This is a genomic window from Pseudoflavitalea sp. G-6-1-2 (assembly GCF_012927185.1).
Lineage (GTDB): Bacteria > Bacteroidota > Bacteroidia > Chitinophagales > Chitinophagaceae > Pseudobacter.
In genome coordinates this window covers 2070548-2096918 of the sequence record NZ_JABBGB010000001.1, presented here as the reverse complement: position 1 = coordinate 2096918, position 26371 = coordinate 2070548, and the positions used below count along the sequence as shown (strand labels likewise).

17 protein-coding genes and 1 tRNA gene are annotated in these 26371 nt (G+C 44.1%); 2 read left to right on the top strand and 16 right to left on the bottom strand.

The features are described 5' to 3' along the window. The first annotated feature begins 24 nt into the window (after window positions 1–24). Window positions 25–98: transfer RNA gene (locus HHL16_RS08710), tRNA-Met, on the top strand. Window positions 99–277: 179 nt separating this feature from the next. On the opposite strand, the gene HHL16_RS08705 is transcribed toward HHL16_RS08710, so the two are convergent. The 8 genes from HHL16_RS08705 to HHL16_RS08670 form a co-directional block, all read right to left on the bottom strand. Beyond that, on the bottom strand, window positions 278–868 hold the full coding sequence (locus HHL16_RS08705) for a hypothetical protein (protein WP_169424737.1): 591 nt from the start codon (window positions 866–868) through the stop codon (window positions 278–280). Between the two features lie 9 nt (window positions 869–877). Continuing rightward, a complete protein-coding gene (locus tag HHL16_RS08700; RefSeq protein ID WP_169424736.1) occupies window positions 878–1504 on the bottom strand; it encodes a hypothetical protein in 627 nt (208 codons plus the stop codon). A 169-nt stretch (window positions 1505–1673) separates the two neighbouring features. Beyond that, window positions 1674–2912 (bottom strand): hypothetical protein, encoded by a 1239-nt coding sequence (locus HHL16_RS08695; RefSeq protein ID WP_169424735.1) that lies wholly within the window; start codon window positions 2910–2912, stop codon window positions 1674–1676. 330 nt (window positions 2913–3242) lie between these two features. Next, window positions 3243–3788, bottom strand: a complete 546-nt coding sequence (locus tag HHL16_RS08690) for a carboxymuconolactone decarboxylase family protein (protein ID WP_169424734.1) — start codon at window positions 3786–3788, stop codon at window positions 3243–3245. A 51-nt stretch (window positions 3789–3839) separates the two neighbouring features. Continuing rightward, entirely contained in the window at window positions 3840–4703 is an 864-nt protein-coding gene (locus tag HHL16_RS08685; protein WP_169424733.1) for a sigma-70 family RNA polymerase sigma factor, read from the bottom strand. Between the two features lie 141 nt (window positions 4704–4844). Then, window positions 4845–9662, bottom strand: a complete 4818-nt coding sequence (locus HHL16_RS08680; protein WP_169424732.1) for a right-handed parallel beta-helix repeat-containing protein — start codon at window positions 9660–9662, stop codon at window positions 4845–4847. Further along, complete coding sequence (locus tag HHL16_RS08675) at window positions 9659–9859, bottom strand: hypothetical protein (protein WP_169424731.1); 201 nt, start codon at window positions 9857–9859, stop codon at window positions 9659–9661. The genes HHL16_RS08680 and HHL16_RS08675 overlap by 4 nt, the downstream gene beginning before the upstream one ends. Window positions 9860–10055: 196 nt before the next feature. Beyond that, window positions 10056–11717, bottom strand: a complete 1662-nt coding sequence (locus tag HHL16_RS08670; RefSeq protein ID WP_169424730.1) for a tetratricopeptide repeat protein — start codon at window positions 11715–11717, stop codon at window positions 10056–10058. Window positions 11718–11895: 178 nt separating this feature from the next. On the opposite strand from HHL16_RS08670, the gene HHL16_RS08665 reads away from it, so the two are divergent. Next, entirely contained in the window at window positions 11896–13578 is a 1683-nt protein-coding gene (locus tag HHL16_RS08665) for a trypsin-like peptidase domain-containing protein (protein WP_169424729.1), read from the top strand. 105 nt (window positions 13579–13683) lie between these two features. Here HHL16_RS08665 and HHL16_RS08660 read toward each other — a convergent pair whose 3' ends face one another. The 8 genes from HHL16_RS08660 to HHL16_RS08625 all read right to left on the bottom strand — a co-directional run bounded on the left by HHL16_RS08660 (window position 13684) and on the right by HHL16_RS08625 (window position 26369). Then, entirely contained in the window at window positions 13684–14346 is a 663-nt protein-coding gene (locus tag HHL16_RS08660; RefSeq protein WP_169424728.1) for a hypothetical protein, read from the bottom strand. A gap of 168 nt (window positions 14347–14514) precedes the next feature. Continuing rightward, window positions 14515–16683 carry an IPT/TIG domain-containing protein gene (locus HHL16_RS08655; RefSeq protein WP_169424727.1) on the bottom strand — a complete coding sequence of 723 codons (2169 nt, stop codon included), beginning with the start codon at window positions 16681–16683 and terminating at the stop codon, window positions 14515–14517. Window positions 16684–16711: 28 nt separating this feature from the next. Next, entirely contained in the window at window positions 16712–19966 is a 3255-nt protein-coding gene (locus tag HHL16_RS08650) for a carboxypeptidase regulatory-like domain-containing protein (protein ID WP_169424726.1), read from the bottom strand. Between the two features lie 36 nt (window positions 19967–20002). Then, window positions 20003–20998 carry a fasciclin domain-containing protein gene (locus HHL16_RS08645; RefSeq protein WP_169424725.1) on the bottom strand — a complete coding sequence of 332 codons (996 nt, stop codon included), beginning with the start codon at window positions 20996–20998 and terminating at the stop codon, window positions 20003–20005. Window position 20999: 1 nt separating this feature from the next. Then, window positions 21000–22262, bottom strand: coding sequence for a fasciclin domain-containing protein (locus HHL16_RS08640; RefSeq protein WP_169424724.1), 1263 nt, complete (start codon window positions 22260–22262; stop codon window positions 21000–21002). Between the two features lie 29 nt (window positions 22263–22291). After that, the gene (locus HHL16_RS08635) at window positions 22292–23395 is read right to left on the bottom strand and encodes a fasciclin domain-containing protein (RefSeq protein WP_169424723.1); all 1104 of its coding nucleotides are present in this window, start codon (window positions 23393–23395) and stop codon (window positions 22292–22294) included. A gap of 41 nt (window positions 23396–23436) precedes the next feature. Then, window positions 23437–24645, bottom strand: coding sequence for a hypothetical protein (locus tag HHL16_RS08630; protein WP_169424722.1), 1209 nt, complete (start codon window positions 24643–24645; stop codon window positions 23437–23439). Then, on the bottom strand, window positions 24642–26369 hold the full coding sequence (locus HHL16_RS08625) for a DUF4397 domain-containing protein (RefSeq protein WP_169424721.1): 1728 nt from the start codon (window positions 26367–26369) through the stop codon (window positions 24642–24644). Before HHL16_RS08625 ends, HHL16_RS08630 begins: the two co-directional genes overlap by 4 nt. Window positions 26370–26371 lie beyond the last annotated feature (2 nt).

Genomic DNA, 26371 nt, shown 5'->3' with positions numbered 1-26371 from the left:
ACGAAAGAAGCTTGAAAGGGCCGCGCCGGGGTAGCTCAGGCGGTTAGAGCGCAGGATTCATAACCCTGAGGTCACGAGTTCAACTCTCGTCCCCGGTACAGAAAGGGACTTTAGCTTAAATTCATAGCTGAGTCCCTTTTTTAATTCCCCTACATTACACTGCTGGCATTCAATCACACAAAATAAAGGATTGATAAAAGTGGTTCGCGTTTGGTCACTTTCCCTGTTATAATAGATTCCCTCCGGAAAGATCATTTTTTGAAGCTGCTGTTTTCCTTCAAAATCGCTGGAACTTATTTCTTCTAACCATTATTATCGCCATATCCTTTTTGAAGTGATTAAGCTCTTCTGGCAATTGCTGCTCAGAAAAAAACAATAAGGACAGTTCATGAATGCTATCATATTTCCAGAAGTAAATGCTATTTACTATAGCCCCATTTTTTAATTGACGAGGATTGTATGAACCTGTATTAATAGAATTCGGAGGATTTGAAAAATGCGCCCCTAAAGAATCAATCAGAGATCCATCATTCACCGCAATCACATAACTAACTCTATCAATTATGCTATCCTTGTCAAAATGAATCAGAGCATCTGCTACTTGACATCCAAATATTTTTACATTATTTACTTTCTCCGAATTCAACTTTAATTGATAATTTAACGAATCAAGAAAAAGTATTTTGCTATATTTCTCAAAATAGCTGCTATCCTTAATATTATCGCAATCCTGCGTTTTAACCTTTTTGCCAACTTCCAAACTAACCCCGCAAGTTTCAATGTTTAATTTTGAAACGCAAGTCTGAGCTTTACTTTTGATTGATAAAAACAAGGTAGACAACATTAGAAAAATCAAATTCAATTTCATCGATCATATTTAAGCATTATAATAATATTGACTACTAAAAAAGGCATTATATAAATTCATTTGCCGTTGAAAGCCTGCATGTAAATTCCCTTCCTTATCATTTACAATTCCTATCCCTTCGTACATTATGTCAGGGATATTTTCTTCAATTACTTCTATTGGGAATTGTTTATGATCGGGAAAAAATGATTCAACAACTTCGATTAATTTGTAATAATCCTGCAGTACACTTTTTTCTATGTTGTATGTTGCAAAACTCATATCATTTGAGGTTGAAAATTTCTCAGGATATGTTTGATAAACAATGAAGCTATCAATCAAAACACTAATATGGAGAACCAAGTTGATGAAATTGAATTTGGAGCCTTTCCGATCAAAAGATAAGCATACAGGAAATGACCGTTCATATGAATTTAGATAGTAATCAAAAGAATAAACACGGGCATCGGGAAATCTTTTTTTGACTTCCTTTAGTAACTCATTCCACTGTAGATTATTTCTTTGAATATTTGCTAGTTTTGTTGACTCCAATAATTTATTTTCCTTAGTAGAACTATAGATTTCTTTCTTAAGCTCACTTACACCTTTAGGATAAAATTTATAAGCAATTTCCAGATAATAATTAAGTAAACTCATATTCAATTTTACTCATCTTTGGATCAATTTCAAATTCTATTTCATTTGAGAAGGTTGTTAATCCTTTTTTCCGTTAGCCTCGAACTATACGAAACCCTGATATTCATAACCTAGCATGAATATCAGGGTTAAATTCTAACTCTTTGTTAGCTAGGAAGATTTATATCGGCTAATAACAACCAGAACCTGTCAGCCGATTTTGAAGAATTGTAAACGGATCATTGATGATCGCATTCTTTGTAACAGTAGTTGTTGGAAATTTTGATTTATCAGAAATTGAAATTTGTGAAAAGGGAAATTCTTTTTTTAATTGTTCGGTCCAATAACCCATAAGTTCCTTTTGTAATCTGGCATCTGATAGTTCCATAAATTCTTGTAAAGTATAGTTAAGATCTCTATAGTATTGAATTAATTGAATTCCTGCTCTATCAAGCGCATCAGCAGCCCTAGCTGCTGCTTCTGGCGCAAGAACTATATCTCCGGTATATTTTTGATATGGAACAGTAACATAAAAAGGTCCAGGAAGATTCCTTGAAATAGTTGTGGCAAAATCCTTTGAACCAATATCGAAACTCAGGTTACTAATCCCTGCTTCTTGAGCATCAGTTGATCCACCTTTCGTGAAAGCAAAAGATTTGCAACTTATGTGATTATCATCAGCGATGGCCGAATTTTCTAATTCACCCGTTGAGCCTCCTCCTCCATCACCAGGGCAAAATCCTTCATAATCTGGCGAGCATCCACTATCACCCTCACAGGTAGTCCCAACATATTCTTTATATTGAGTTGTTGTGCCATCAGCATAATGTATTGTTGTAACCAGATACCAATCTGTGCAAATTGCGTCCAACACCTTATCTCCACTAACTTTCTTGTCCTTTAGTGGAACCATTTTTCTCTCTTTCAGACTTTTGCTGCCACCATCAAAAGTTAATATATGTCCTCCGCCTAGTTTGTAAAATCTTAATTGATAATTTTCATTAAGACTACCATTTTTAAAAAAATTTCCAATCTGACTTAATTGAGCTTCTCCATCATTCTCAGCAGTCTTAACTACTGCTAAGGTTTTATAATTTCCATTTTCCTTTGCAAAGGATAAATAGTAATCCGCCTTTGCATCTTCATTCTTAATAAGAATTATGGTTATTGATTTCCCATTCTCAAAGGTTACAGTTCTGAATTTGCTATAATCAAGTATTCGAATGATAGAGTCAGTGTGGCGTTGAATTTTAGGTGTTAATTGCGAATTAATTTGGTTATGCCATTGGGTAACTTCATTTTGAAGCTCAGTTTTACTTACTTCAGGCTCTTTTAGTTTCTTTTGACATGCGCCAACAAGACAGAAGATTGAAATGAGGAATAAGGTTACGGTAAAATAAGTCTTGAACTTAAATTTGTTTCCTTTCATAAATAAAGTTTTTATAATATTATATTTAATTATTATCTACAAAAAAAATGAATGCTATTTTTCCAGAATTACCCAATTGCCTTAGTATTTAGAGGATCATGGATTATTAATAACGGGTAAGGTGGGTAGGTTTTGCGCAAGGAGATAGATGGAAAATGCCGTGAACCTAAACTCGTTTTAATTGGAGCACATTTGCACTGAAATGTAAAATTTTTTCAAGATTCTCAAATATCTGGTTCGCGGATACAACCATTGGGGGTACAAGAAAAAGGATTCAGTTTGCACTGAATCCTTTTTTATTTTCTATCCATTACATTCCGCTCTTTTAATTTATCCAACTGCACAAAGACCATCCGATCCAATCCCCAATGCCAGATTCATAGTGTTGTAGTACACTTCCGATGCAATCAGAAATGTTATGAAGATGATCTGCTCCTCAGTAAAATGTTTCTTCAGTTCGCTGAATACCTCATCCGGCACTTGCTTATGCAATGTCACTTCTTTTACATAGGCCAGACAGGCCCGTTCCGAAGGAGAGAACAAATCATTGTTTGCAAACTCATGCACTGCTCCCAGCTTCTTCATTGAATTGCCTTTTTTCATTGCGAAGGCGTTGGCTATATCGAGACAAAACGGACAGGCATTCAGATCGGACACCAGGGCATGGATCATGATCTTCAGATCTTCATTCAAAGGTGCTTTGTTGCTGATCTTATAGAATAATCCGGCTACTTTCATCAGCGATGGCACGCGCGCATACACCACTTTGGCCGGTGTGATCACTTTACCGAACAGTCTTTTGAAGTACCAGAATCCCAGTTTAACGTAGGGGCTTTTAGGTTTTTCGATGGGCGCCAGCCTTAATTGATGTTCCATTGTCAACGTATTTTACAGGAAGACGGCAATCTCCCTGTTTCGTGACAATTTTCAGTCCTGATAAACGAGATTTTTTAATTTATCAGGATTTCTGATAAAATAGAAGTTGTTGATCTTATCGCCTTCATGTTCAAAGCAAACACAGGTGATCGGCTCCCGGGTAACAGCATCGAATAATGCCAGTGCAGGCAATCCATTCACCAATGGAAAACTGTATAATGGGGTTGGAACAGGCACTTTTTTGAAAAGTCCGATAATGAATCGTGAAACCACATCCTGCCCGAACAAAGGTTGTGTAGCAGCTGTAACTTTTCCGCCACCATCTCCATACAAACAAATATCATCTTTCAGCATTGCGATCAGTTTGGCCTGATCCAGACTCAAACTGGCGGTAATAAAAGCATTCAGCAGTTCACGATGACGCCGCACATCAGCATCAAACCGCTTCTTATCTTTTTGCAGTTTTTCTTTTGCCCGGTGCAAGTGCTGGCGGCAGGTACTTTCAGTGATCTCAAGAATTACTTCGAGATCTTTGTAGGAGAGGTCGAAACTTTCGCGCAAAATAAAGATGGCCCTTTCCAGCGGATTCAATTTTTCAAGCAGAAAGAGAAAACCGATGGAGATATCCTTTCCGGTTTCCGGCATAGACTCCTGCACATCTACCACTGGTTCCGGCAACCATGGGCCTTTGTATAATGTACGTTGTTCCTTCAGTTTCCGAAGACGATCGATACTGCGGTTAGTAACCATGCGCATCAGATAATTGCGAGGCTCATTCACCTGCGAAGTATCTATAGCCAGCCAGTGCACAATCGCATCCTGAACAATATCTTCAGCTTCCTGCTTCTCCCCTAACATGCGATATGCAATGCCGGTGAGCAGTGAACGGTATTCAATGATGTCGGTTGGTTCCACATGGCAAAATTAACACCCCGATCCGTTTCCTGAAACAAAAAAGATTACCAGCGGCTCACTGCTGTCATCAGAAAAAATAAAACGGCTCATCATTGGGATAATGCCACAAGGATGAGCCGCATATGAAAACTCGAACTTTACTTATTTCGATATTATCATTCTTTCGATATAAATTTTTACTCCATCTTCAATCTTCAGCACATACACTCCCCTGCTCAAAACACCTGCATTGATTTTATTACCCCCCTGTACTAATCGCTGACTATGCACCAATCTTCCATTCACATCAAACATCTTCAGTTCACTTGCCGCATTATCGCTCTGAATTGTAAACTGACCGTTACTTGGGTTGGGATACACTTGTAATGCAGGCCCATTTGTGCGCACGGCAACTACTTTGCTGTATTTGTATTGGCTATCTATATCAACCATCTTCAACCGGTAGTAATTCCATCCACTGCCGGGATTGTTATCCCATAACTCATAGGACTGATTGCCTGCCGTATTCTTTGCATTCACCTGCCCGATCACTTTCCAGTTGTTATTGTTACTGCTTCGTTCTACATCGAAGCGGTCTAAATTTACTTCATTGGCAGTAAGCCATTGCAGTTTTGTTTTTTCGTTGATCAGCTGACCAGAGAAACTTAACAGATCCAAAGGCAATGGTGCTGATTGTACAACTGCCATTGTACCTGAACTGAATGATGTTACATAGAATTCCGCATATTGCGCTCCCTGATACTCTCCAAGCGTAAAAGTTGTCTTCGTTGCTTTTTCTGAATAGACATAACCAGTGTATCCTGCTGCTGTACCATTCCATGCATTGGCTCCATCTACTTTATACAATACCAGATCGCGAAGCAGATCGAACGATGTTGTGTTCTTCACATCTCCGCTATCTGCTGATGCAAAATAGAAGCGCACTCCTACCGAATCTGTGGGTGTTTTGGAGGTAGTGATGGTAAAGCTCCGGTTGAAAGGATAATAATTAGAAGATTTACCAAATGGCGCAGACATTACTGCTGTACTATTGGTTCCATATCCTGCTCTGAGATTACCAGTAGCCGAAATAACTCCCAGATCATTAGTTCCGGGTTTCACAGCAACAAGCAACTTAGCTTCATTGCTGTTGTAGAAATTCAGCCATCCGTCAGTGCCACAATAGCTATCAGCCAATAATGCAGCATTGGTTTCGTTCAAAGAAAAAACACGATCAGCTTCATATGCTCCTAAGTCAACCTTACTCAATTTTATACGCGGTTGACCAGCAATATCTGCAACCGTTGCAACATCGAGGAAACTATTCTCACCGGCATCGATACCCTCACTGCAGGCTGTCAGCATTAGTCCATCATCTGCAGTTCCCCATTTATCATCTGGCCCATCAACATCAGCTTCATTCTTAAATGCAGGATCAACGAAACTGTTATTACTCTGAACAACCGGCATTCCGTTCTCATTGAAAATATCACTGGTTGCAGGAGTAACAGCAACGGACTTATAAAATACGTTGTTCTGAATTCGTGCCTGTCCCGCAGCAGTCTCGAACCTTATTGCCCCTCCATTACCCTTGGTACTATTGCCATAAAATGTATTGTTGATGATATGATATTCTCCGTTGGCTGCACATACAGCACCACCTCCAGGAACACTATTGTCCTTATTGCTGACGAAAACATTATTAACCAATGTATCCTTCCCCTGAAACATGCTCAACGCTGCACCGGTATTGGTACTTTCATTGGATTCGAAGATTGAGTTTCTTACAGAAAGTATAACATTGACGCCTTCGTGCCGCAATGCACCGCCATACTGTGACTGATTACGGCCAAACAAAGTTCTGTTAATCAGAAAATTTCCGTTTTCATACCATATCGCACCTCCGCTTAGGTCTGCTGTGTTACTCTCGAAACGGCAGTTCCTAATATTCATATTACCGCCTGTTTCATATATAGCCCCTCCCTTCTGTGCATGGTTTTCTTTGAACTCATTTGCTTCCAGCACACCATTCAATTCATTGGAAACCAAGAGTGCGCCTCCATTTACGGCTACACGGTTCCGAACAAAACGACTGCTCTTTATTGAAAGCAGTGTTATTCGCCCACCAAAAATACCTGCCCCGGACTTCGCCTCATTATCGGAAAACTCACAACTGTCCACCTTTAAAAAATCTGCATTAGCAAAACCTACAGCACCTCCACTTCCCAAAGCGATATTCCTGATAAACTTACATTTGATGAGAGTAGGATCCGAACCTACAAAACAGTAGACACCTGCACCGGATTGAGCTGTATTTTCTGAAAGAGTACAATTATATAAAACCGGATCACTTTCGCTTAAACCATAAACTGCTCCACCAGTGTTTACAGCACTATTCTTTATGAAACTACTATTTCTAATCACTGGATTGGATCCCCCCATGCTTCCAATTCCTCCACCATTTCTGGCTGCTGCATTTCCGGAAATAATGCAGCTATCAATTTGCGGTGCCGAATTGGAAAAATTATACATTCCTCCTCCATTGCCACTACCAATTCCACTTGCAATATTATTCATGATACTGCTATTTTTTATAACAGGATCTGAAGAATGATTGTACATACCAGCACCAGATACAACAGCACTGTTGTCAGAAATGATGCAATAATTGATTACAGGAGAAGCACCTGAAACATTGGTTATACCTCCGCCGGAAACGAGCGTTCTGTTTATCGTAAAGCTGCAGTTTGAAATAGAAAGCGAGCTATTGTTGTTATACATACCGGCTCCCTCTCCATTGGAAGAATTTCCGGTTACAGTACAATTGATGAAACGCACCAGATTAGGTTGCGCGGAAATGCCTGTCATTAATGTAAACACGCCAGCTCCTGAATTCCTTTGCACGTTCAATCCTTTATACACTTTACTGTCAGCTCCGTTGGCTACGCCATTGCGGATTGTAAATCCATCAACAACAACACTGTCGAAAATATTGCGGGGATCAACAATCACCAGCACATGATAGCTGTTGTCTGCACTGTCAGCAGGGTTATTGATATTTCCATCGAGAATTACTTTGTTGGCAAGATGATCTCTAACACCACCTCCTGCAGGATAACCTCCATACAATTTGATACGCGAACGCAGTATGGCGAATGCACTGTCGCGATCTGTGGCGCCTGGTGCACCGGTAGGAAAGTAAGTGCCCTTCGCAACAAGAATACTGTCTATCACACTACCTTCCATGTTTGCGATACTTAGACTATGTGCAAGTGTCTTATGAGCAAATGCCCAGCTCACACCATTGTTTGCATCATTGCCGGAAGTACTGTCTACATACAACACACGGGATGGACCCACCCTCGATTCATAAGCCCCCAAATCAATCGAGCCTCCAAAAAACCTTACTCCACCACTCAGATCGGTGGAAGGCAATAAAGAACTGACACCGGTTATGTTTCCAGCATTGGCAGATGAACTGGCTGCACTCAACCCCAGGCCGTCGTCAGCTGTACCCCACGTATTATCAGCTCCCACCGGCAAAGGCTCATTCACAAAAAGCGGATCAATAGAAAAACTGTTATTCGTTGCTGTATACGGCATTGCTGCATCGTTATACACATCATTACCGATGGATCCTTTACACTTGAAAAAGATATTATTCTGCAGTTTTACAGAACCAGTATTCCCTTCCATCCGAATTGCACCGCCCTTTCCCAGAGTAGTGGTGTCTGCATAGAAAGTATTATTAACAATGGAAAAATTCCCTGTTGTTACACAAAGCGCCCCGCCACCAACAGTACTGTTGTCTTTATTCAGAACAAACACATTGTTCACGAGTGTGTCACTTCCTTCTGAAAGACTCATTGCCGCTCCCGTATTGCTGCTGGTATTACCGGTGAATACTGAATTCTTTACAGACAGAATTGGATTTAACTGATTGCGGATAGCGCCGCCATATTGCGCACTGTTTCGGAGAAACTGTGAAGCAGTTAGCAGTATGGTGCCACCCTCCTGATAAATAGCACCGCCTGCGACAGTAACAACATTGTTTTCAAATTGTGTGCTGGAAATAGTAACGAAAGAAATATTGGTATTAACAATCGCTCCTCCCCTGTCTGAACTATTGGATACAAAGCGGGAACCAGTTATCTCTACTCTTGCATCAGAATTATATATCGCACCGCCCCGGGTGCTTGAATTTGAACTGAAATTGCAATTGGTGAAACTGGATTTACTTCCTCCAACAAACACCGCACCGCCGAAACTTCCCACAGCTACATTATTATTGCTGAATGAACAATTTTCAAACGACGCATCCGAAAACGACAGCTGTACAGCACCGCCCATATTCACAGCTTTGTTATCGCTGAATCCGCAATTACGTACCCTTATCTTCCCGCTGTTCTTATTCAGCTGCATCATCAGTGCACCAGCATATTGCTGCAAAATATCATAGCCCAGATAAGCTTTCTTTCCGGGACCGGAGGCATGCCCGTTTCGGAAAATGAATCCATCGACAATCACACTGTCCGCTGCTGGAACCAATCCTGCAATTACCATAATATGATAGCTATTGTCTGTATTCGTTGCATTGTTGTTGATATTGCCGTCGAGATAAACCGGATTGTTCGCAATATCCCTTACCCCTCCACCCGCAGGATACCCTCCATACATTCTTATTCCTCCGCGCAATATGGTAAAGGCACTATCTCTGTTAATCCCCGACTGAAATCCGGCAGGGTAATAAGTTCCTTTGGCCACATGAATGTTAACTGGGGTAGTTCCACCCGCAGCCGCAGTCAATGCATCACTGAGCTTATTGTAGGCATTGATCCAGCTGCTTCCATTGCTGGTGCCGGTGGCGGTTCCATCCACATACAGGTTTTGCTGACTTCTTGCCTGCAAGGTCAGCAGGCAGATGAAAACAGTTAAGAAAAAATGATTCAGAGGGTTGGGAACTGTAAATGTTTTGTTCATATACAGATTGTTTTCAGGTTGTTTGGTTTTGCTTGTATGATGGTATTCGGGTAGTATGAAAACGAAAGAGGATGCTCCAGCTGACGATCGAGTTGATGTATACGATAATTGTACACAAGCCAGATGATCACCAGCAGCAACAGAAAAATCAAGATCATTGCAATCAGCCAAAGCAATAGTTTTTTTCTCTCCGGCATGGGTGGTGGTTTGATGCCGGACAAAACTATAGACAGTAAGAAGGGATTCAATTTTTAACGCATTTCAAAAGCGTTACAGGAGCGTCACAAAAACGTTACAACCATCAAACACATTGAAATACAAAACATTGCAGAACTGCTTCGGCAGACTGCAAATACATTCAGATCCAGAAAACAGTAAGGAGTTTTTATTCTGTCAGATGGAGTTCACCAGTTCTTCAAGGCTTCCCTCCTCCGGCAGATCGAGTTTTTTTCTCAGTCTGTGCCAGGTGGTTCGGATAGCCTGTTGCGACACTCCTAGTGTTGCTGCCATTTCTTTATTGGTGAACTGTAATTTGGCAAGCGTCATGAAACGGATTTCTGCCGGACTCAATTCTGGCAGTTTGATTTTCAGCCGGCGGAGATAGCCGCTATGTACTTTTTCAAAAAGAGATTTGAAACTGTCCCATTCTTCTTCCGTGAGAATGGTGCTTTGCTGGAGCTGGAGAAAGAGTTCGTTATCCTGCTGTCCGTTTTGTTCTTGCAGCAGGTCTATCAGTTTATTTTTTTCGGAAATATGCCGTGCAAATTCATTCAGCTGTCTGGTGGCAGTGGCTAGTTCTTCTTCTGCCTTACGCATCTGCTCTTCCTGCCGTTGCTGCTTTTTCACCTGCAAACGATACCAGTACCATGCAATTCCAATCATCATCATCACCACCGCAATGAGAATATTGCGTTCAATTTTGTTGAGGCGGCGTTTATTTTCGATGTCCGTTACGGATGCCCTGTATTGAACCTGCTCCGCTTTTTGTGCAGCACGCATCATCTGTAGGGCATTGAATTCCCGGGCCAGACTGTCTTTTACAATGATGGCAGAATCGAGATAGACATTGGAAAGTGAGAGATTGCCTTCGGCTGCATACATCTTGCTCATCAACGGATAGAGATAACGATAGCGGGAATATTGACCCGATTTCAACACATACTCACGGCACAATACAGTTTGTTTTCTTGCGGCTTCGGTTTGGTTTCTCCGGAAATAAATATCGGCGAGCGTCATACCGGAGCCGGAAGCCAGTCCGTAGTCATTTTCTTTCAGCGCCATGCTGATGTCTTTTTCCAGCAGAGGAATAGCAGCATCATAATTGTTCCGCAGGTAATAGCTGTAGCCGAGATTGCCACTGGCGATGCCCTCCCAGATATTGCCGGGATTGGCTTTGATGAGATCGCGGAAACACTGGTCGGCAGAATCCAATTGCCCGATCGCCTGATAACTCAGTCCCATAGTGTTCCTCGCCTGATTCACATATATTTTGTTGAACGATGTTTCAGGCAGGCGTAATGCCTTAGAGAAATAAGTGATCGCTTCGCGATGCTCTGAAAAATGATAGTACGCTAATCCGATCTGATATAAATGATCGAGTTTATCAGGAAAAATATCGGAGTTCATTTTCTCCAATACCTGATCGAGCAGGAGGAATTGCTCGAATGCCAGCTCATAATTCTTGATGTAATTCCAGAAATAATAAGAAAGATGACGATGGCCTCTGGCCTCATACACCAAAGAACCTTTCTCTTTGGCTTCATCGATCAGATGCTGAAACAACCGCACCACACGGTTTCTGTCGGCTGCATGAATGCTGAGATAATAGGCATTTACCAGGGTTGCCTCCAGCATTATCTCTTTATCGTTGTGTTTTTTACCAAACTCCCGCAATCCTTCGATCCTTTGCAAAATGGCATTGGAGTCAGGATTGAACAGCAGACCATCGATGAATATCTTGATATCCCCTACCCGCTCAGGATAACTGCGGTTCAACCAATGCTCGTATTGGGCATTGGCGGAGAATGAGCATAGCCATAGGATGGCAAGAAGCATGGATCCCGCAGATTTGCGCAGGTTTGTGTTTTTGGTCATACGGAAGATAGCAGTCATCGATGGTGACAAATGTACTATTTCCCCGGAAAATAACTGCCCGCCGCTTCACCCTATCCGCCCCTCCGGTTGTCAGTAGTTGGTACCACACCCAACATCATCAGCTTAAAACCATCAAAAGATGCGGATCAGATTGTTTTCCACCATAACCGGACTTGCTCTCCTGCTCACTTCCGGGCCTCTTTTCAGCCAGCAGCTCGATTACAGATCGCTCGAAAAATCCATTCAGGAAGTGGTGAAAAAAGTAGCTCCTGCTACCGTTTCAGCGCATAGCTACGATACTACCCAGCAGAGAATTACCGGTCCAACTTTCAGCGCCGTAGTGGTAAGTGAAGACGGACTGATCCTCACAGCAGCTCACGCATCGAGCCCGGGCGGTGTGTATCAGGTGATCTTCCCCGATGGAAAAACCGTGATCGCCAAAGGCATTGGCAGCATTTCGGAGAACGATGCAGCCATCATGAAAATTCTGAACAAAGGAAAATACCCGCATGCAGAAATGGGTTGGTCATCTTCTCTCACTCCTTTTCAACCTACCATAAGCATGGGCTATCCGGCCAATATGCGTCAGAGCGGACATCCGCTGGTGAGGTTCGGTCATGTTAATGAGAGCACACTCTTCCCCGGTTTCTTATGCAATACAGCATTGATGGAACCCGGCGATTCAGGTGGACCTTTATTCGATCTCAACGGTCGTGTAATTGGCATTCACAGCAGAATCTGGCAATCGATGGACGCCAACTACGAAGTGCCAGTTGATAAGTTCCGTAAGTACTGGGATGCATTGTTGTCTGGAAAATTCTTTCTTCTCGACAAATTAGCACAGGAACAAAAGATACCTGAAATGCCCGCTGCATATGCCATCAAGCCGATTCCTGCACTGGAGAACATGCCGCAGAATTTTTCTGCACTGCTGGCTTCCGTCGAAAACTCCAGCTTCAGCATCAGCAGCAAAAAAGTAAATGAATCTTTGGATGCAATGGGTACACTCATCGCTGTTCCGAATGCAGCTGCCAATACCAGCTACATCATCAGCAAAAGTTCAATTGTAGGGGATGATGCCATTAGCATCTCACAAAAAAATAAGACTTATGCTGCAACAGTGGTGTCAAGAGATTCACTGAAAGATCTTGTACTGCTGAAAGTGAATGCCGATCTCGGCAATGGCATTAAACTGTTTCAGCAAACAGAGAACAATGGATCATTTACGGCAGGAAAATTTTTGCTGTCTGCTACTGGCAGCGAACCAGCCATGATCAGTGTGCTTAGCTCGCCTTCCATCAGTTTTATTCCAAGGAACGGCAACACCTGGCTGGGTGTAACAACAACAGACCGTAACAACAAAGTATACATCGATCATATTCCTGCCTACGGCAAGATCAGTGGCGCCAAACTCAAAACCGGCGACAGAATTGTAAGCATCAATGGCGTGAAAGTCAACAACAGTGACGATTACGGATGGGAGATCGCACGTCAGCTCCCCGGTTCTATGGTTACACTGAAAGGCAAAAGACATGGTTTCGGATTTTCAAGAAAACTGCAATTGCAGAAGCAGGCCTTTTCAGGTCCTAACGAAAAACATCCTGCAGAACAATTCGAAGGAGGCAAGAGTGTGCGTAACGACAGCTTCAGAAAAACTTTCATTCACGATGCAAGATTATTTCCTTCGGATTGCGGCAGTCCGGTTTTCGACAGTGAAGGACGTTTCATGGGAATCAATATCGCACGCGTGTGCAGAACAAGTTCTGTTGCAATTCCTGCTGATGAAGTGAAAGCATTTTTGCAATCGGCTTTAAAGATCTAGTCAACTATATCCCCAAAATAGTAGTTTTATCTGTACGTTAAAAGACCTCACAATTGTGAGGTCTTTTCGGTTTGAACATTTTTTATCAGGCGATGGGAAAAATCTTTATTTGATCTGATAGTCTGTCAGCTCAGTGATGGAGAGCGGATCTTCATCAATATCCTCGGTTCTGAACTCGATCTTGATAATACCTACACCTTTTACGATGTAATATTGATAATATCCGGTGTTCATGACTCCGATTTCAGGCAATACGTACTGAAGGATCACTTCGGTGTGAATTACATCAGTATAAGTTTTTCCGGCTACAGTCATTTTTAATCCTTTAGCGATAAGCTTGCCGGGAGTTTTTGCAGAGAAGCCATTTCCCTGACCAGCCTCATTGGTCCAGGTATCCCCTGGCTTTGCATTTTCATTCAGGTAAAGCATGTTCAGATCGAAAGAAGCTCCTGTATTTGGTGAAACACCCGCCACTCTCGTGTAATACTTTCCATCTTTGTATCCATAATATCCTTCACCAACTGATGATCCTCCTGTACTTGTAAGGATGTTGTAGTTAATGCCATTAATTGTGGTGGTCTTTCCGGTAGCCGTAGCAGTTGTTTCATAATTGAACAGGCCGCCGCTCACTTTGTACTTCCAGAAACTTCCAGTGGTTACAGGTTGGTAAGAATCCCTGCTCTCAGGATTGCTCACATCATCTTTACTTTTCTTACAGCTGGTTACAGCCATAGCAAATACTAACAAAAAGAGTACTGATCTTTTCATACTTAGGGGTTTTAACAGGAGAACAATAATATTTGGGGAATGTACAATCGGGCTGTAACCGTACGAACCGGACCAGTAACGTACAAACAAGCCCGTTATTGTTTTCCTGGACAAAAAAAATGCCCACCTGCTACTCAATCAGGTGGGCTTGCTCTCTCAGTCTACCTGTTATTGCAAAAAGATCTTTCTTACAGCTTTATTCCTCGAATCAACCACAATGATGCTTCCATCTTTCGCTACTGCCAGGTCTGCTATCTCACCGAATCTGGCATCCTGCAGTATACCATCTGCATATCCTACCTTGAATTTAGCCAGTGTAGTTACTTTTCCTGTTGCCACTTCCACCGCACGTATTGCCTGATTATTCCTGTCGGCAACAAGCAGTTCACCTGGGTTACTGAATATGATGCTGTTAATTCCGTAGAACAAGGCTTCATATCCTGCTCCATCCTGATAGCCGATATCACTGGATCCTGCCAAAGCAAACGAACTGCCGGATGGTGTTACCTTCATCACAGCATTGCCACTGGTGCGGTTCTCATCAGCATAATAAACATTGCCGGCTCCATCGATGGCCATGCGTGCACGAACCCATGCTGGTCCTGCTACTTTGGTTACGGTTCCGCTGGTGCTTATTTTATACATACCCGAATTATTGTTCTTATCGTTCGCATAAAGCAGGCCGGTGTTGTGATCGATTTGGATGTTTGCAGGCATAAATCCTGATGCGTACAGCAGGTTCTGCCCTGATGGTGTGATCTTTCTGATCTCATTGGTCCGGGAGTCCGACACATAGATATTATCATTCTTATCAATCGTAATGCCACTTGGCCCCTGGAAATAAATATCAGCGCCATTCGCCTGCAATACAGACATAACACCCTGTGGTGTGATCTTTACTACGCGGTTATTATTGGGATCAGTTACATAGATATTATCATGACTATCCAGCGCCATATCACCAGGATTGAGGCCAAGCTGATCGGAATTTGGACCACCAATCAGTGTTTTCACACCTGCCCTTCTGAAGATCTGCGGCGCCACTGCTTCCTGTGCCCCCACTTTTACTTTTACTTCACCCGAAGTCAATGCTGCCGGGGTTTCTACCACCAGCGTTATTTCTGTAACTGATTTCAAAATAGCAGGAAGCCCATTGAACGTAACGATATTATCAGACAATACCGGGCTGAACCCTGTACCGGTGATAGTGACTGTTGTTCCGCCGAATCCGTTTTCAGGAGTCATGGAGCTGATGCCTAATGTCTGGTCTTTGAACTGTGGTCCATCTGTAGCCTGGTCGTTTACCACTACTTTGATCAGACCGTTTCCTGTTCCGCCAGGCAATATCAGTTTCAGCTGATTTTTTGTGGCCGATGTTACAGGCACTTCTGTGTTATTGATGAATACTTTATTCTCATCCTTTTCTGTACTGAAGATATCTCCATTGATGATCATCTCCGTACCTTTTGGTCCGCTGAGCGGAGTGATGAGACCGAGCACAGGCTTAGGCACTACCGTGAATGCAGGACCGCTGAACTGTTGTCCGTTGATTGTAACACTCACCGCACCGGTTTCAACACCTGCAGGAGCTGCAACTACCAGTTCTGTTTCTGTTGCAGAAATTACCGGAGTTGGTTTTCCGTTGAAGTCAACCAGATTTCCGTCAAGTGTTGATTCAAAACCTGAACCTTTGATCACCACTCTGGTATTGGCCCCGCCACTCATTGGCTTGATGCCCAGCACTGACTGATATTTGAAATGCTGACCTTTTACTTCCATACCATTCACCTTCACCACTACTGGTCCTGAACCTGCATCTTTTGGCACTTCCGCAACCAACACCGTATCTGCTGCACTTACAATAAGCGCTTTTACGCCATTGAAATATACCGCAGCAGGTTCGCTTACACTGCTGAAACCGGCACCGCTGATACGCACCTGTGAACCTGCCGAACCATTCACAGGAAACAGTTTGGTAAGGGTCAGCGTCTGATAAGAAAAGTCACCTACAGCGTAGGTCTTATCTTCAATCTTTATGTTGAGCTTTCCGGTTTTACCTGCTCCCGGCATTCTCACCACCAGCGCCTTGTCTGTTGCACTTATCACTTCAACCTCTGTTCCTCCGATATCTGCTTTATACTGGTTGATATTGGTTACAAATCCTGTACCCTCGATAGTTACCAGTGTACCTGCCTGTCCGCTATTGGGGTAATAGCTCTTTATTTCTATCTGTAACGGAGGAAGCTTGTCATTCTTTTTGCAACCGCTGATCACCAGTGTAACCAGTGCTAACAACATCGCAGGAAGAAGTATCCACCATTTTTTTGACTGTCTCATATTGATGCGCATATAATCAGTTTAATGCTTAAAATGTATACCTGATGCCCAGTTGCATCTGTGTTCTCGATCCGAAATAATCGATGCTGTACGATTTACCCGGATCTCTGAAAGTATACACCGGATAATTGCCAGGATTCTGAACCGGAGGAAACAACGATGGCGTTAAACCCACACTGGCCGTACTGTTGAAAGTATTGGGCGAGAAATACTGAATACCCCAGTTGCTGTTGATCAGGTTGGTGATATTCATTACATCCACCACCAACGTGATGAATTTAGAACCGGGCTTATTCACGAAGAAGTCATGAGATATATGCAGATCTGCCTGCACATTCCATGGAGTGCGTGCTGCATTTCTCTCTGTGAAATCGCCTCTTCTGCCATTCAGGTATTTGTTGTTATCGATGAAACGGTTGAAATCATCAGCCTGCTGCTGTGCAGTGGCTTCTTTTGTATTCTTGAAGAATCTTACCGCTTCTTCTCTCGTTGGGATGTACACCAGTGAAACCTGCTGAGGCAATCCCTGCACACTGTTGTTCACTATGCCATAGGTGAAAGGCGCACCCGATTGTGCACTTACAAACAGCGACACATTGGTTTTTCCAGCCTTCTCCCATCTGTGCGTGTAAGAGAAATTACCAACAATACGATGACGCGTATCGAAATTACTGTAAGCCAATCCCGGATTATTAGGTACCAGCGCCTGATTCAGCTGCCAGTTGCTCTCCATAGAGTTTCTTACTCCATTGCTCAGATCTTTTGACTGTCCATACGTGTAAGCAATGCTTGCATTCAGTTTACCATTGATGGTTTTACTTACGATTCCTGTAATGCTGTAGCGGCTTCCCTGGTTGGTGTTGCTGAGCAGGTAGGTATTGGAAAAGCGTGCATCTACTGTTCCGCTGTACACCGGTTGACGACGCTCTTTATCATATCCGTTGTACAATGGATTATCACTGGTGTTCAGCTGCTGGAACATTACATCTTTGATCACTTTGGTATAAAGACCTTCCAGTGTGAACTTCCATTTCTCACTGGTTTCATAGTCGATTCCCAGGCTTCCGCGGAATACTTTGGGAAGAACAAAATCATTGTCCACCAGATCTATCTGCGTTTTGCCACTGTTGGGATCATTGATCACAGCACCGTTCTGACGAATGAACTCTCCGATTCCATTAGGATTAGGTTTAATGGCGTCACTTCCTGGTACGAATATTTTTTCATCTGCCTTCTGATCAAATGCACCATAGCTGTTGCCTGTGTTGTAGTAGGTGTATGCCAGCCATGCGAATGGAATACGACCGGTGAAGAGCCCCGCACCACCACGCACAATCAGGTCTCCATTGCCGAATGCATCGTATCGGAATCCTACACGAGGACTGAGCTGTACCTTGTTGAGGAATTTGTTTTTGATACGGCTCAGCGGAGTATAGGTATAGGTGTTCCCAAATGCAGGATCATCGTAGATGTTACGCAGTTTATCACTGAGTGTTGGCATATCTGGCAGATAAGCAAGGTCGGCGCGCAGACCAGGTGTGATGCGGAGTTTATCGCTCACCCTGATCTCATCCTGTGCATAAAGACTGTACAAATGCACGTTGAATGTTGCGGCCGGATTCTTCATAATATAGTCGCGGGTATTGTTGGTGTAGTTGTAGCTACCTCTCACCCTGTACGGATTGTTGCCGAGGAAGTCTTCAATGCTGAGATAGTCCACACGGCCGTTCCATCCGTTCACAAATCCATAGCGGATATTGTACAGCTCATTGTGTGTACCCACCAGCAGCTTGTGTGCTCCCAATGTGTAATTCAGGTTGGCAGTTACCTCCCATGTACGTTGCCTCATGTTGAAGATGCTGGCTTCACGGTCAGTTCCCAGATAGATGGTTGAACCCGGTGTTCTTCCCATGATCTGTACCTGTGGCAGACTTGGATCACTCAGCGGATCGCGTTTATCATTCACCTGAGTGAAACCCACTACCAGATTACCTGAAAGCTGATTGCTGAAGCGGCTCTTCAGTTCAGCTACTGTGCTGCTTTGATTGTTGGTTTGCTCAAAGGCCATGCTGCTGAACCGGAAATCCTGCTGATCACGATCCATATGCGTAGCCTTGCTGAAGATGGTATTGTTGCGGATCGCCAGCTGATGTTTGTTGTTGATATTCCAGTCGAGTCTGTTGAAGAATTTCTTCGACTCGCTGGTATTGGTGTAAACACCTGCAGTGCCTGCGTCGAAGATATTTCCGTATCGGCTTTTCACTGCGCCGGCAATAGCTTCTGCATCTGCGGAAGAAAGTATGTGGCTGGTCTCCTGTGTACCTACTGTAAGTTGTGTCGGATCTTGTCTGCGGGTGATCTCTTCACTGGTGAACCAGAATAGTTTGTTTTTGATGATGGGAAAACCAACACGGAAGCCGGCCTGATAATCGTAGAAATCGCTGTTCATCTTACCCAGCTTTCCTGCATTGTCTTTTCCGGTGATGGCAGCGAATCTTCCGAAACCATACACGGAACCTGAAACCTTATTCGTTCCACTTCTCGTAACAGCATTCACAGAGCCACCGGTGAAGTTACCGATCTTCACATCGAAGGGAGCAAGGTATACCTGCATGTCTTCGATAGCATCGAGAGAGATGGGATTGGTACGGGTGCTGCTGCCGGCCATTCCGGAAGTACCGGTTTGTCCGCCGAGTGAAGGACTGAACCCGATTGCATCATTGTTGATAGCGCCATCGATAGTAACGTTGTTGTAGCGGAAGTTGGATCCTCCGAAACTATTGTCCCTGCTGCCCTGTGGCGTGAGGCGGGTGATATCGGTGATGCTTCTGTTTACAGTAGGCATATTCCTCACCTGCTCACCACTGATATTCTTTCCTGCACCATAAATATCTGCACGCAGCTTGCTGGTTTTGGCAGATACCACTACGGCATTTAGTTCGGTGCTGGCAGCTTTCAATGTGAAATCGAGCTGCTGACTTCCACCTAATCTGATCTCTACATTTTCTCTGGTTTCAGTTTGCATGCCCACCATCGAAATTGTGATGGTGTAACCTGAACCGATACGCATATTGTTGAGAAAGTACAATCCTTTTTCATCGCTGGCGATGGAGTACTTTGTACCGGAAGCTGTATGCACAGCCACGATACTAACGCCTGACAGCGGTTTACCTGCAGCGTCGCGTACTTTACCTGAAAGCCCGCCGGATGTTTCCTGCGCTTTCAGTGTGCTGCAGAGCAGCATCGCAATACAAAAACAAAAGCTGACAATACCTTTATACATGAGTTATTTTTTTCTGTCAATTTTTTGAGCGGCGGACTAACGCACCACCCGCAATGTCTGATCAATCACATGCAGAACGCCATTCCCGGTAAGAATGTCCCGTTTGCTGAGGTTCACGTCGGAGGTATTGCCGATCCCCCGCAGAGAAATGCTGTTGAAACTACCCGGTGCATCCGGATCAGGCAGCAGTTTTACATCGACCGTTATGCCATTCATCATGGCCTGCTTTGTAGTGTTTGAAGCTCCTGTACTAAGGATGTAGTCGTAAATAAAACGCCTGTCGCGAACGATATGATAGTTCACCAGTTCTTTCAATTGCGAAGGATCGGTTTGGAGAATCTGTTGAACAGATTTGTAACCCCTTGCTTCCATGGCAGCATTGGTGGGAGCAAATATTGTATACGCACCATCCTGATCGATTGAAGACAGCAACCCCGATGTTTTCAGCGCCTGAAAAAACAAGGTGATGCTGCTCTCAGATGCGATGGCCGAAGAAATTTTATCGTGCTGATAGGGAGTGAGTACCTGGTTGATCACCTGGATCAATCCGTTTGATGCCGGAATATTGGTAGCCACCACTTTTGCACCATTGAGTGTAAGTACCGTATCGTTGCCTTTCACCCAATGTGTAGCATATAATTTCCCGCCGCGTGATGTCAGCTCCTGATTGAAAAGAAAGGGAAGCTTGTTGAGCTCATACTTTCCTTCCATGGTATGGTAGTTCGCTATTTTAGTAACAGCTACCGGATCGCCTGCCAGCACAGCTACTGCACTTCCATAACCTGCCTTGCTGAAAGCCAGGTCAGACGGGGCCAGCAGCGTATAAGGCCCCTCGCCGTTCTGCAGATATTTATCCAGTGAACTGCGACGCAGCGCAGCGCTGAAAGAAGAAAGGTTGAAGTTATCAGCCACCACCAGATTGATCTTGTTATTGTCAAATCCGTTCGGTTGAAGATCACTGTCCTTCACGCATGAGCTGATGCCCAGCATGGTAAACAGAGGGAGATATAATAAAGCTTTGGCACACTTCATATCAATTCATTTTAAAATTCTTTGGAATCAGCAGGCGGTCTACCACATGCATGGGTCCCTGAATAGTGTTGATGGTTTCAAGGATGGTGGCAGCTGGTGCATCGGAGCCTTTTATCTTCACTGTTACTTTACCATCAGTGCCGGTAGCGAAAGTTAAAGGCAGTGCGTCGGATACATACTCATTTCTAAGATCGTTCACAAAGAATGCGGAGTAGTAGGGTTTGGGTTGCACACTGGCGTTGGTGGGTAAAAGCGCTTTGGCGAAATCCCAGTGGTAGGCCAATACTGTATCGGAAGGAAATCCAAACTTAGTCATGTCATACTCATCCCAATTGGGTTCGGGAATGGACATATATTTCTTATCCCATGCAAGCACATCGTCCACCGTCTGAAAACCTGCTTTTTGAAAAGCCTCATTGGTAGGTGCAAACATCATTCTGAAACCGATCACTCTGTAGCTGCCGGAATAACGTGGTTCCATTACATTGATATAGTCTATTCTTTTGTAGTCCGGCACATAAGGATCATATCCGAAATTCTCTTCTGTTAACTGTCTGTAAATAGCTTCATGCATTTCATCGGCCTTGCGCTGCACTTCTACAAACATGCTGAAGCGGGGATCCTGTTCCATATTTCCCAGGAACGTTTTTTCTGATGTCAGCGGAATCATCTTATCCATCGGCCATACATATCCGTTCTTCGCCACAAGATTGTTCTTCGCCTCTCCGGAAGGAATTCCGTTGACAAGAAATTGTTCTCCTGTAACCCTGATACTCTGGCGATAGTAGTACGTATCGTTATACATACCGGTAGTACCATCTCCATAGTAAAAAGGAGATACCTGAAATTGCTTGTTTGCCAGCAAACTAACACCTTCGAGATTGCCGGGTTTAGCCTGCAGTTCTTCTTTCGAAAAACCTCCGCGAATGGTAAAGTAAGCCACCAGCGCATCAGCCTGAGCTGGTGTGAGCGCAGCTATGGATGCATCTGTGTAACCGGCAACTTTCATAGCGGCATCTGTGGGAGCCAGTAGTGTATGCTTCGATTTCCCACTGAGCACAGAATCCATATTGCTGCGGAGATACGCTTTATAGAATAACTGGTAAGGAGATGCTTTCAATGTTTCTCCCAGCACTTTGAGATTGGGATCAACATATTCTATTTTTTCACCTTCGGGTGGAGGCATGAACTCCGTTTTCTGACAGCCGGCTATTACTGCCATCGTCATCAATGCGCTCAGCCCATATTGCAAAAAGGTTTTCATTCGATCTTTGCTTTTTTATTTGTGCGATCTTATTTTAATGCATCAGCAGGCTTGATCAGAATACCATGCAGATCATGAACGAGGCCATTTTCACAAAGGCGGTCGTAACCCGCCAGCGGCTGGGGTTTATAGTAGTTTTGTCCAACTTGTCCTATTATGAATGGCACTTCAGGAACCCGGGGATTAGGTTTGTACAAGATCAATTCCGGGTATGCAGTAACGCTTTCTATGCTCCCATTGGGGCCATCAGGTCTGGTGGTGATTGATACGAGTTGCAGCTTCCAGTCGTCGTTGCGGAGAAAGGAATAATAAATACTGTTGCCTGTAACAACGTTGAAGATCCACTGATCCGTTACAAAAAAGTGTTTACCATAAACAATGTAGGCTCCGAACAATCTGGTGAGATCGTATTTTGCTGCGTCCAGGCCATCTATATCGTTCTGCGTGATACCAGCAGCGGCAAATGCTTCATTGGAAGGCGCATAGATGGTATAAGGCCCACCGGAAGCCAGCTCATCCCAGAGTCCGGCCTTTTTCAGTCCGGATACAAACAGACTGTAGCGGCTTTGCTTTGCCAGATACTGCTGCACCGACTGATCTTTGTGATACTGCATCATTTTGTTCAGTACATGCAAAACTCCATTGGCCAGCTGAATATCGCGTTTGAGCAACTTGCATCCATCGGCAAAAAAAGCATTGCTTTGTGTGAGCGCCGACATATAGATCGATTTGCCTGAAAGCGTTTCGTATCGCACATCCACACCATTGGTGGGGATCTTATCTGTAGTGAGCTTTCTGTTCTTCAGTACGTGGTACTGCATGGCATCGCGGAGACTGTCTTTATTCAGTTTGCGAATATCATCCACACTCTGAATGCCCAGTCCGTTGAAAGCATTGTCTGGTGGAGCAAGTATAGTGAATGGCCCGGGACCGTTCAGATCATTTACCAGTCCTGTGTAATCGAGGGCGGCATAGAAGAGCCGGAAATCATAGTTGTTCCTGATAAAATCCGATGCCGGCCTGATATTTTCATTCGGCTTTGGCACCAGCAGATTATCATGCTTGCACGAAGCAGCCAGCAGCACCATCACTGCTGCGAAACATCTGCTCAGCAACTTGACACTTGTATACATAAAAAAAGATGTTGTTGTTAATCGCATTTGCATTCAGCTTATCAGTATTGTGGAGCAGGATATTTCCGTTGAATTGTGGTGAGATATACAGAACCGTTGATCACTTCCACCGTACTTACTGTAGCAAAAGTTCTCGGATTGTATTTCCCTGAGTGGAGATTCACCATTAAGTTGGGCTGAAAAGCGCCCTGGCTTCTCAAAGGATTCTGCAGGCCGTTCGACAAACAGTTCAGTACTGCCCAGTTGCTCTCTGTATCAGTATCCAGGCGGCCATATGGATTGTTCACCGGCGTGAGACCTGGCATAAAGAATTCAAAGCACTGCCAGCTTTTAGTTACAATGCCATCATCCGTAGGATTGGCAAAAAGCGGAAAATTGTAGTAAGGAGCTGTTCCATCAGACATCACATTTCTGTCGAGCGTAGCAAGGTATTTCCCTTTATAACCGGGAAGGCCGGCACGCCAGTAGCTCTGATCTTTCAACGCAAATTCCTGATCGGGATAGAGCGTCAAAAAGATGTCCATCTTGTCTTTGATCCCCTGCTGAAACAGTCCCATTCTGCGGTTCTGTGGCTTGGAATTTTTCGGAGCCGTCTGAAAACCATCTGAACTGTAATTATAGAAATTCACATAGTTGAGTGAATCGGAAAATGGCTGCTTATGAAAATTTTCCTTACGCATCAGCACACCTCTGGTTCCTTTGATATAATCTTTCAGCAACAGGTGCATGGTGTATACTTCCTGTTTGTTGAGTGTGATCACGGTATCGAGCATCACATCGTTCTGCAGGCTTTTATCGAGCTGAAAAAAGCCAACACTGTTCTTGGGTCTGTACATGAACATAAAACGATGCTGACCTGCGGGGAACTGTGCCCAGCTGCTGAGATCGTATCCGTTCACCAATGGCCCAACCAGTACATCTTCTTTACCGGGATATTCAGGGTTGTATACTGAAGTGCTGCTACCCACATGGCTGGGATAGGGTGGCGCATAAGGATCACGCACATCCAGAAAATCGCCGATGATCTTCGCACCCGCAGGCTTGCCTTCCGCATCAAACGCAGGATCTACCAGCATGCAGAGAAAGGGCGCTTTCTTGTCCTTATCATCCATGGAGAATCCATAGTTGAAATCATTGAATATCCTGAGATAAGCGGGCTCCTCTATTTTTGTATAATCAACTTTGGTGCATCCCGTCAGGATCAGTATTATCAGTACGAAGCAGTAATTATTTCTGAGCGTCTGCATCATTTATTATGTTTTATGATCATCATTTTTCCTTTTGGTCCCCCTTTGTTGCTTCCGATGAGAGCAACTGTATACAGGCCCGGCTCATGCACAGGAACCGTTCTTCCCGGCTTGGTGTACAGTTCTTTTCTGGCAATGAAATTGTCTGATTTCAGTACCGGAATATCATCTGCCCAACTTCCGGGTACTACACCCGGTAAAGAGCGGTATGCCATGAACTCATAGGGTGGTGACTGTAACCCATTCGACACATTGGGGTTTTCAATGGCAGGAATGCCTGGCTGCATATTCACCGCTGCCTGAGCGTTACCACCAACTGCAAAAAGCGGTTGACCATTTCCAAGTGTGAAAGTGATATATGGATTATCAGGCGAGAGATTCAGAAAGCGTTTGTAAAAGAAGTAATCATATTTGAACCTGTTGTAAGTAGCATCATCTGAACCACCCACATACACAACACCACTGAGATCATTAGCTACTACCAGCAGTTTGGAACTTCCATCCGGCGCAGGATACAACCATGCTGTATAGTTCATCCCCGCACGAAGCTGCTGCGCTGTTGTTGCCAGTACTTTACCTGAGGCATCTGTTGCTTCCAGTGTATACGTTCCTGTTATGAGGTTACTGTAGTCACCTGCTGTTCCGAATGCAAGCGTCTCTGCAATCTGATTGCCATTAGCGCGGATATTGATGGGTTGGGCATTCAATGCATTCGCTCCCTGCAGTCTGCAATAAGTAAGATTCGCTGCTGCATTGTTATCGCTGATCAGATCGGCCATGTTCTGATAGGCAGAATACTGCTCAGAAGAACCTGCACTCTGATAGTACCAATATTTCTGAAGTGATACTACTATGGTGTAGATACCTCCGGGCTGATAGCTGGCGATCGGAGCAAATACCTGATTGGTAAGTTCATTTGCTGCCAGCGCCATTGTTGATGTGGCAGGATCGAGTGTGACATAGTCAGGAAGCTGATTGTATGCGGACATACCTGGCATCGGCCTGCCATCTGCCGTCAGCACCCTGAACTGATAAGTGCCGTATGGCAACTCCACATATTCAGAGTTGATGGTTGCCGCGGAGACATTGCTGGTCTTATCACTCACTGGTGTTCCGTCTGCAAAAGCCAGTGTAAGTGGTCCGGTGAGGTCTTCCTGCCGCCCTCTTTCATTATTGCCGGGATCGGCACTTACAGCAGAGAGGTTCACTATCCTGATCTTGAAATGATCCGGTTTTGATGGAGCTGTTACACCACGAGGTACTGCCACCATCTTCGGTTGATCCTTTGCCCAGAAAGGATTCACCAGATAATAATCGATCGGAGTACTGTAGCTGTTCTCTGCAGTAAAGCTTACTTCAGCATTGAAGTTGCCTCCATAGTTACGGACCAAAGTAGTGAGCTTCGACTTTTCATCTGCACCAAACAGGTCCATCGGCACATCCCAGATCTTTCCCAGTCTGCCATTCTTCGTAAAATAAGATGTGCCGGGATAACGCTGTACATCCTCATTCGGACCACGCACCACAAAATTGGTGAGGCTGTCCCCATTTGCAATTACCTGATTGTACCCACCCAGGTTCACCACACGCACGTTCGACTTCTTCCTGTTCTCCGTGGTAGGGCGGTTATCGTACTCAAAATCCAGTTTCTTTTTATTACAGGCTACCAGATGCAACAATATTAGCAGCAGCAACGGAGCTTGTTTTATGGAACGATGTATTCTCATGC

Excerpts from the sequence above, each read along its gene's own strand:
- HHL16_RS08705 (WP_169424737.1), bottom strand. The coding sequence starts at position 868 with ATGAAATTGAATTTGATTTTTCTAATGTTGTCTACCTTGTTTTTATCA.
- HHL16_RS08700 (WP_169424736.1), bottom strand. The coding sequence starts at position 1,504 with ATGAGTTTACTTAATTATTATCTGGAAATTGCTTATAAATTTTATCCT.
- HHL16_RS08695 (WP_169424735.1), bottom strand. The coding sequence starts at position 2,912 with ATGAAAGGAAACAAATTTAAGTTCAAGACTTATTTTACCGTAACCTTA.
- HHL16_RS08690 (WP_169424734.1), bottom strand. The coding sequence starts at position 3,788 with ATGGAACATCAATTAAGGCTGGCGCCCATCGAAAAACCTAAAAGCCCC.
- HHL16_RS08680 (WP_169424732.1), bottom strand. The coding sequence starts at position 9,662 with ATGAACAAAACATTTACAGTTCCCAACCCTCTGAATCATTTTTTCTTA.
- HHL16_RS08675 (WP_169424731.1), bottom strand. The coding sequence starts at position 9,859 with ATGCCGGAGAGAAAAAAACTATTGCTTTGGCTGATTGCAATGATCTTG.
- HHL16_RS08670 (WP_169424730.1), bottom strand. The coding sequence starts at position 11,717 with ATGCTTCTTGCCATCCTATGGCTATGCTCATTCTCCGCCAATGCCCAA.
- HHL16_RS08665 (WP_169424729.1), top strand. The coding sequence starts at position 11,896 with ATGCGGATCAGATTGTTTTCCACCATAACCGGACTTGCTCTCCTGCTC.
- HHL16_RS08660 (WP_169424728.1), bottom strand. The coding sequence starts at position 14,346 with ATGAAAAGATCAGTACTCTTTTTGTTAGTATTTGCTATGGCTGTAACC.
- HHL16_RS08655 (WP_169424727.1), bottom strand. The coding sequence starts at position 16,683 with ATGAGACAGTCAAAAAAATGGTGGATACTTCTTCCTGCGATGTTGTTA.
- HHL16_RS08650 (WP_169424726.1), bottom strand. The coding sequence starts at position 19,966 with ATGTATAAAGGTATTGTCAGCTTTTGTTTTTGTATTGCGATGCTGCTC.
- HHL16_RS08645 (WP_169424725.1), bottom strand. The coding sequence starts at position 20,998 with ATGAAGTGTGCCAAAGCTTTATTATATCTCCCTCTGTTTACCATGCTG.
- HHL16_RS08640 (WP_169424724.1), bottom strand. The coding sequence starts at position 22,262 with ATGAAAACCTTTTTGCAATATGGGCTGAGCGCATTGATGACGATGGCA.
- HHL16_RS08635 (WP_169424723.1), bottom strand. The coding sequence starts at position 23,395 with ATGTATACAAGTGTCAAGTTGCTGAGCAGATGTTTCGCAGCAGTGATG.
- HHL16_RS08630 (WP_169424722.1), bottom strand. The coding sequence starts at position 24,645 with ATGATGCAGACGCTCAGAAATAATTACTGCTTCGTACTGATAATACTG.
- HHL16_RS08625 (WP_169424721.1), bottom strand. The coding sequence starts at position 26,369 with ATGAGAATACATCGTTCCATAAAACAAGCTCCGTTGCTGCTGCTAATA.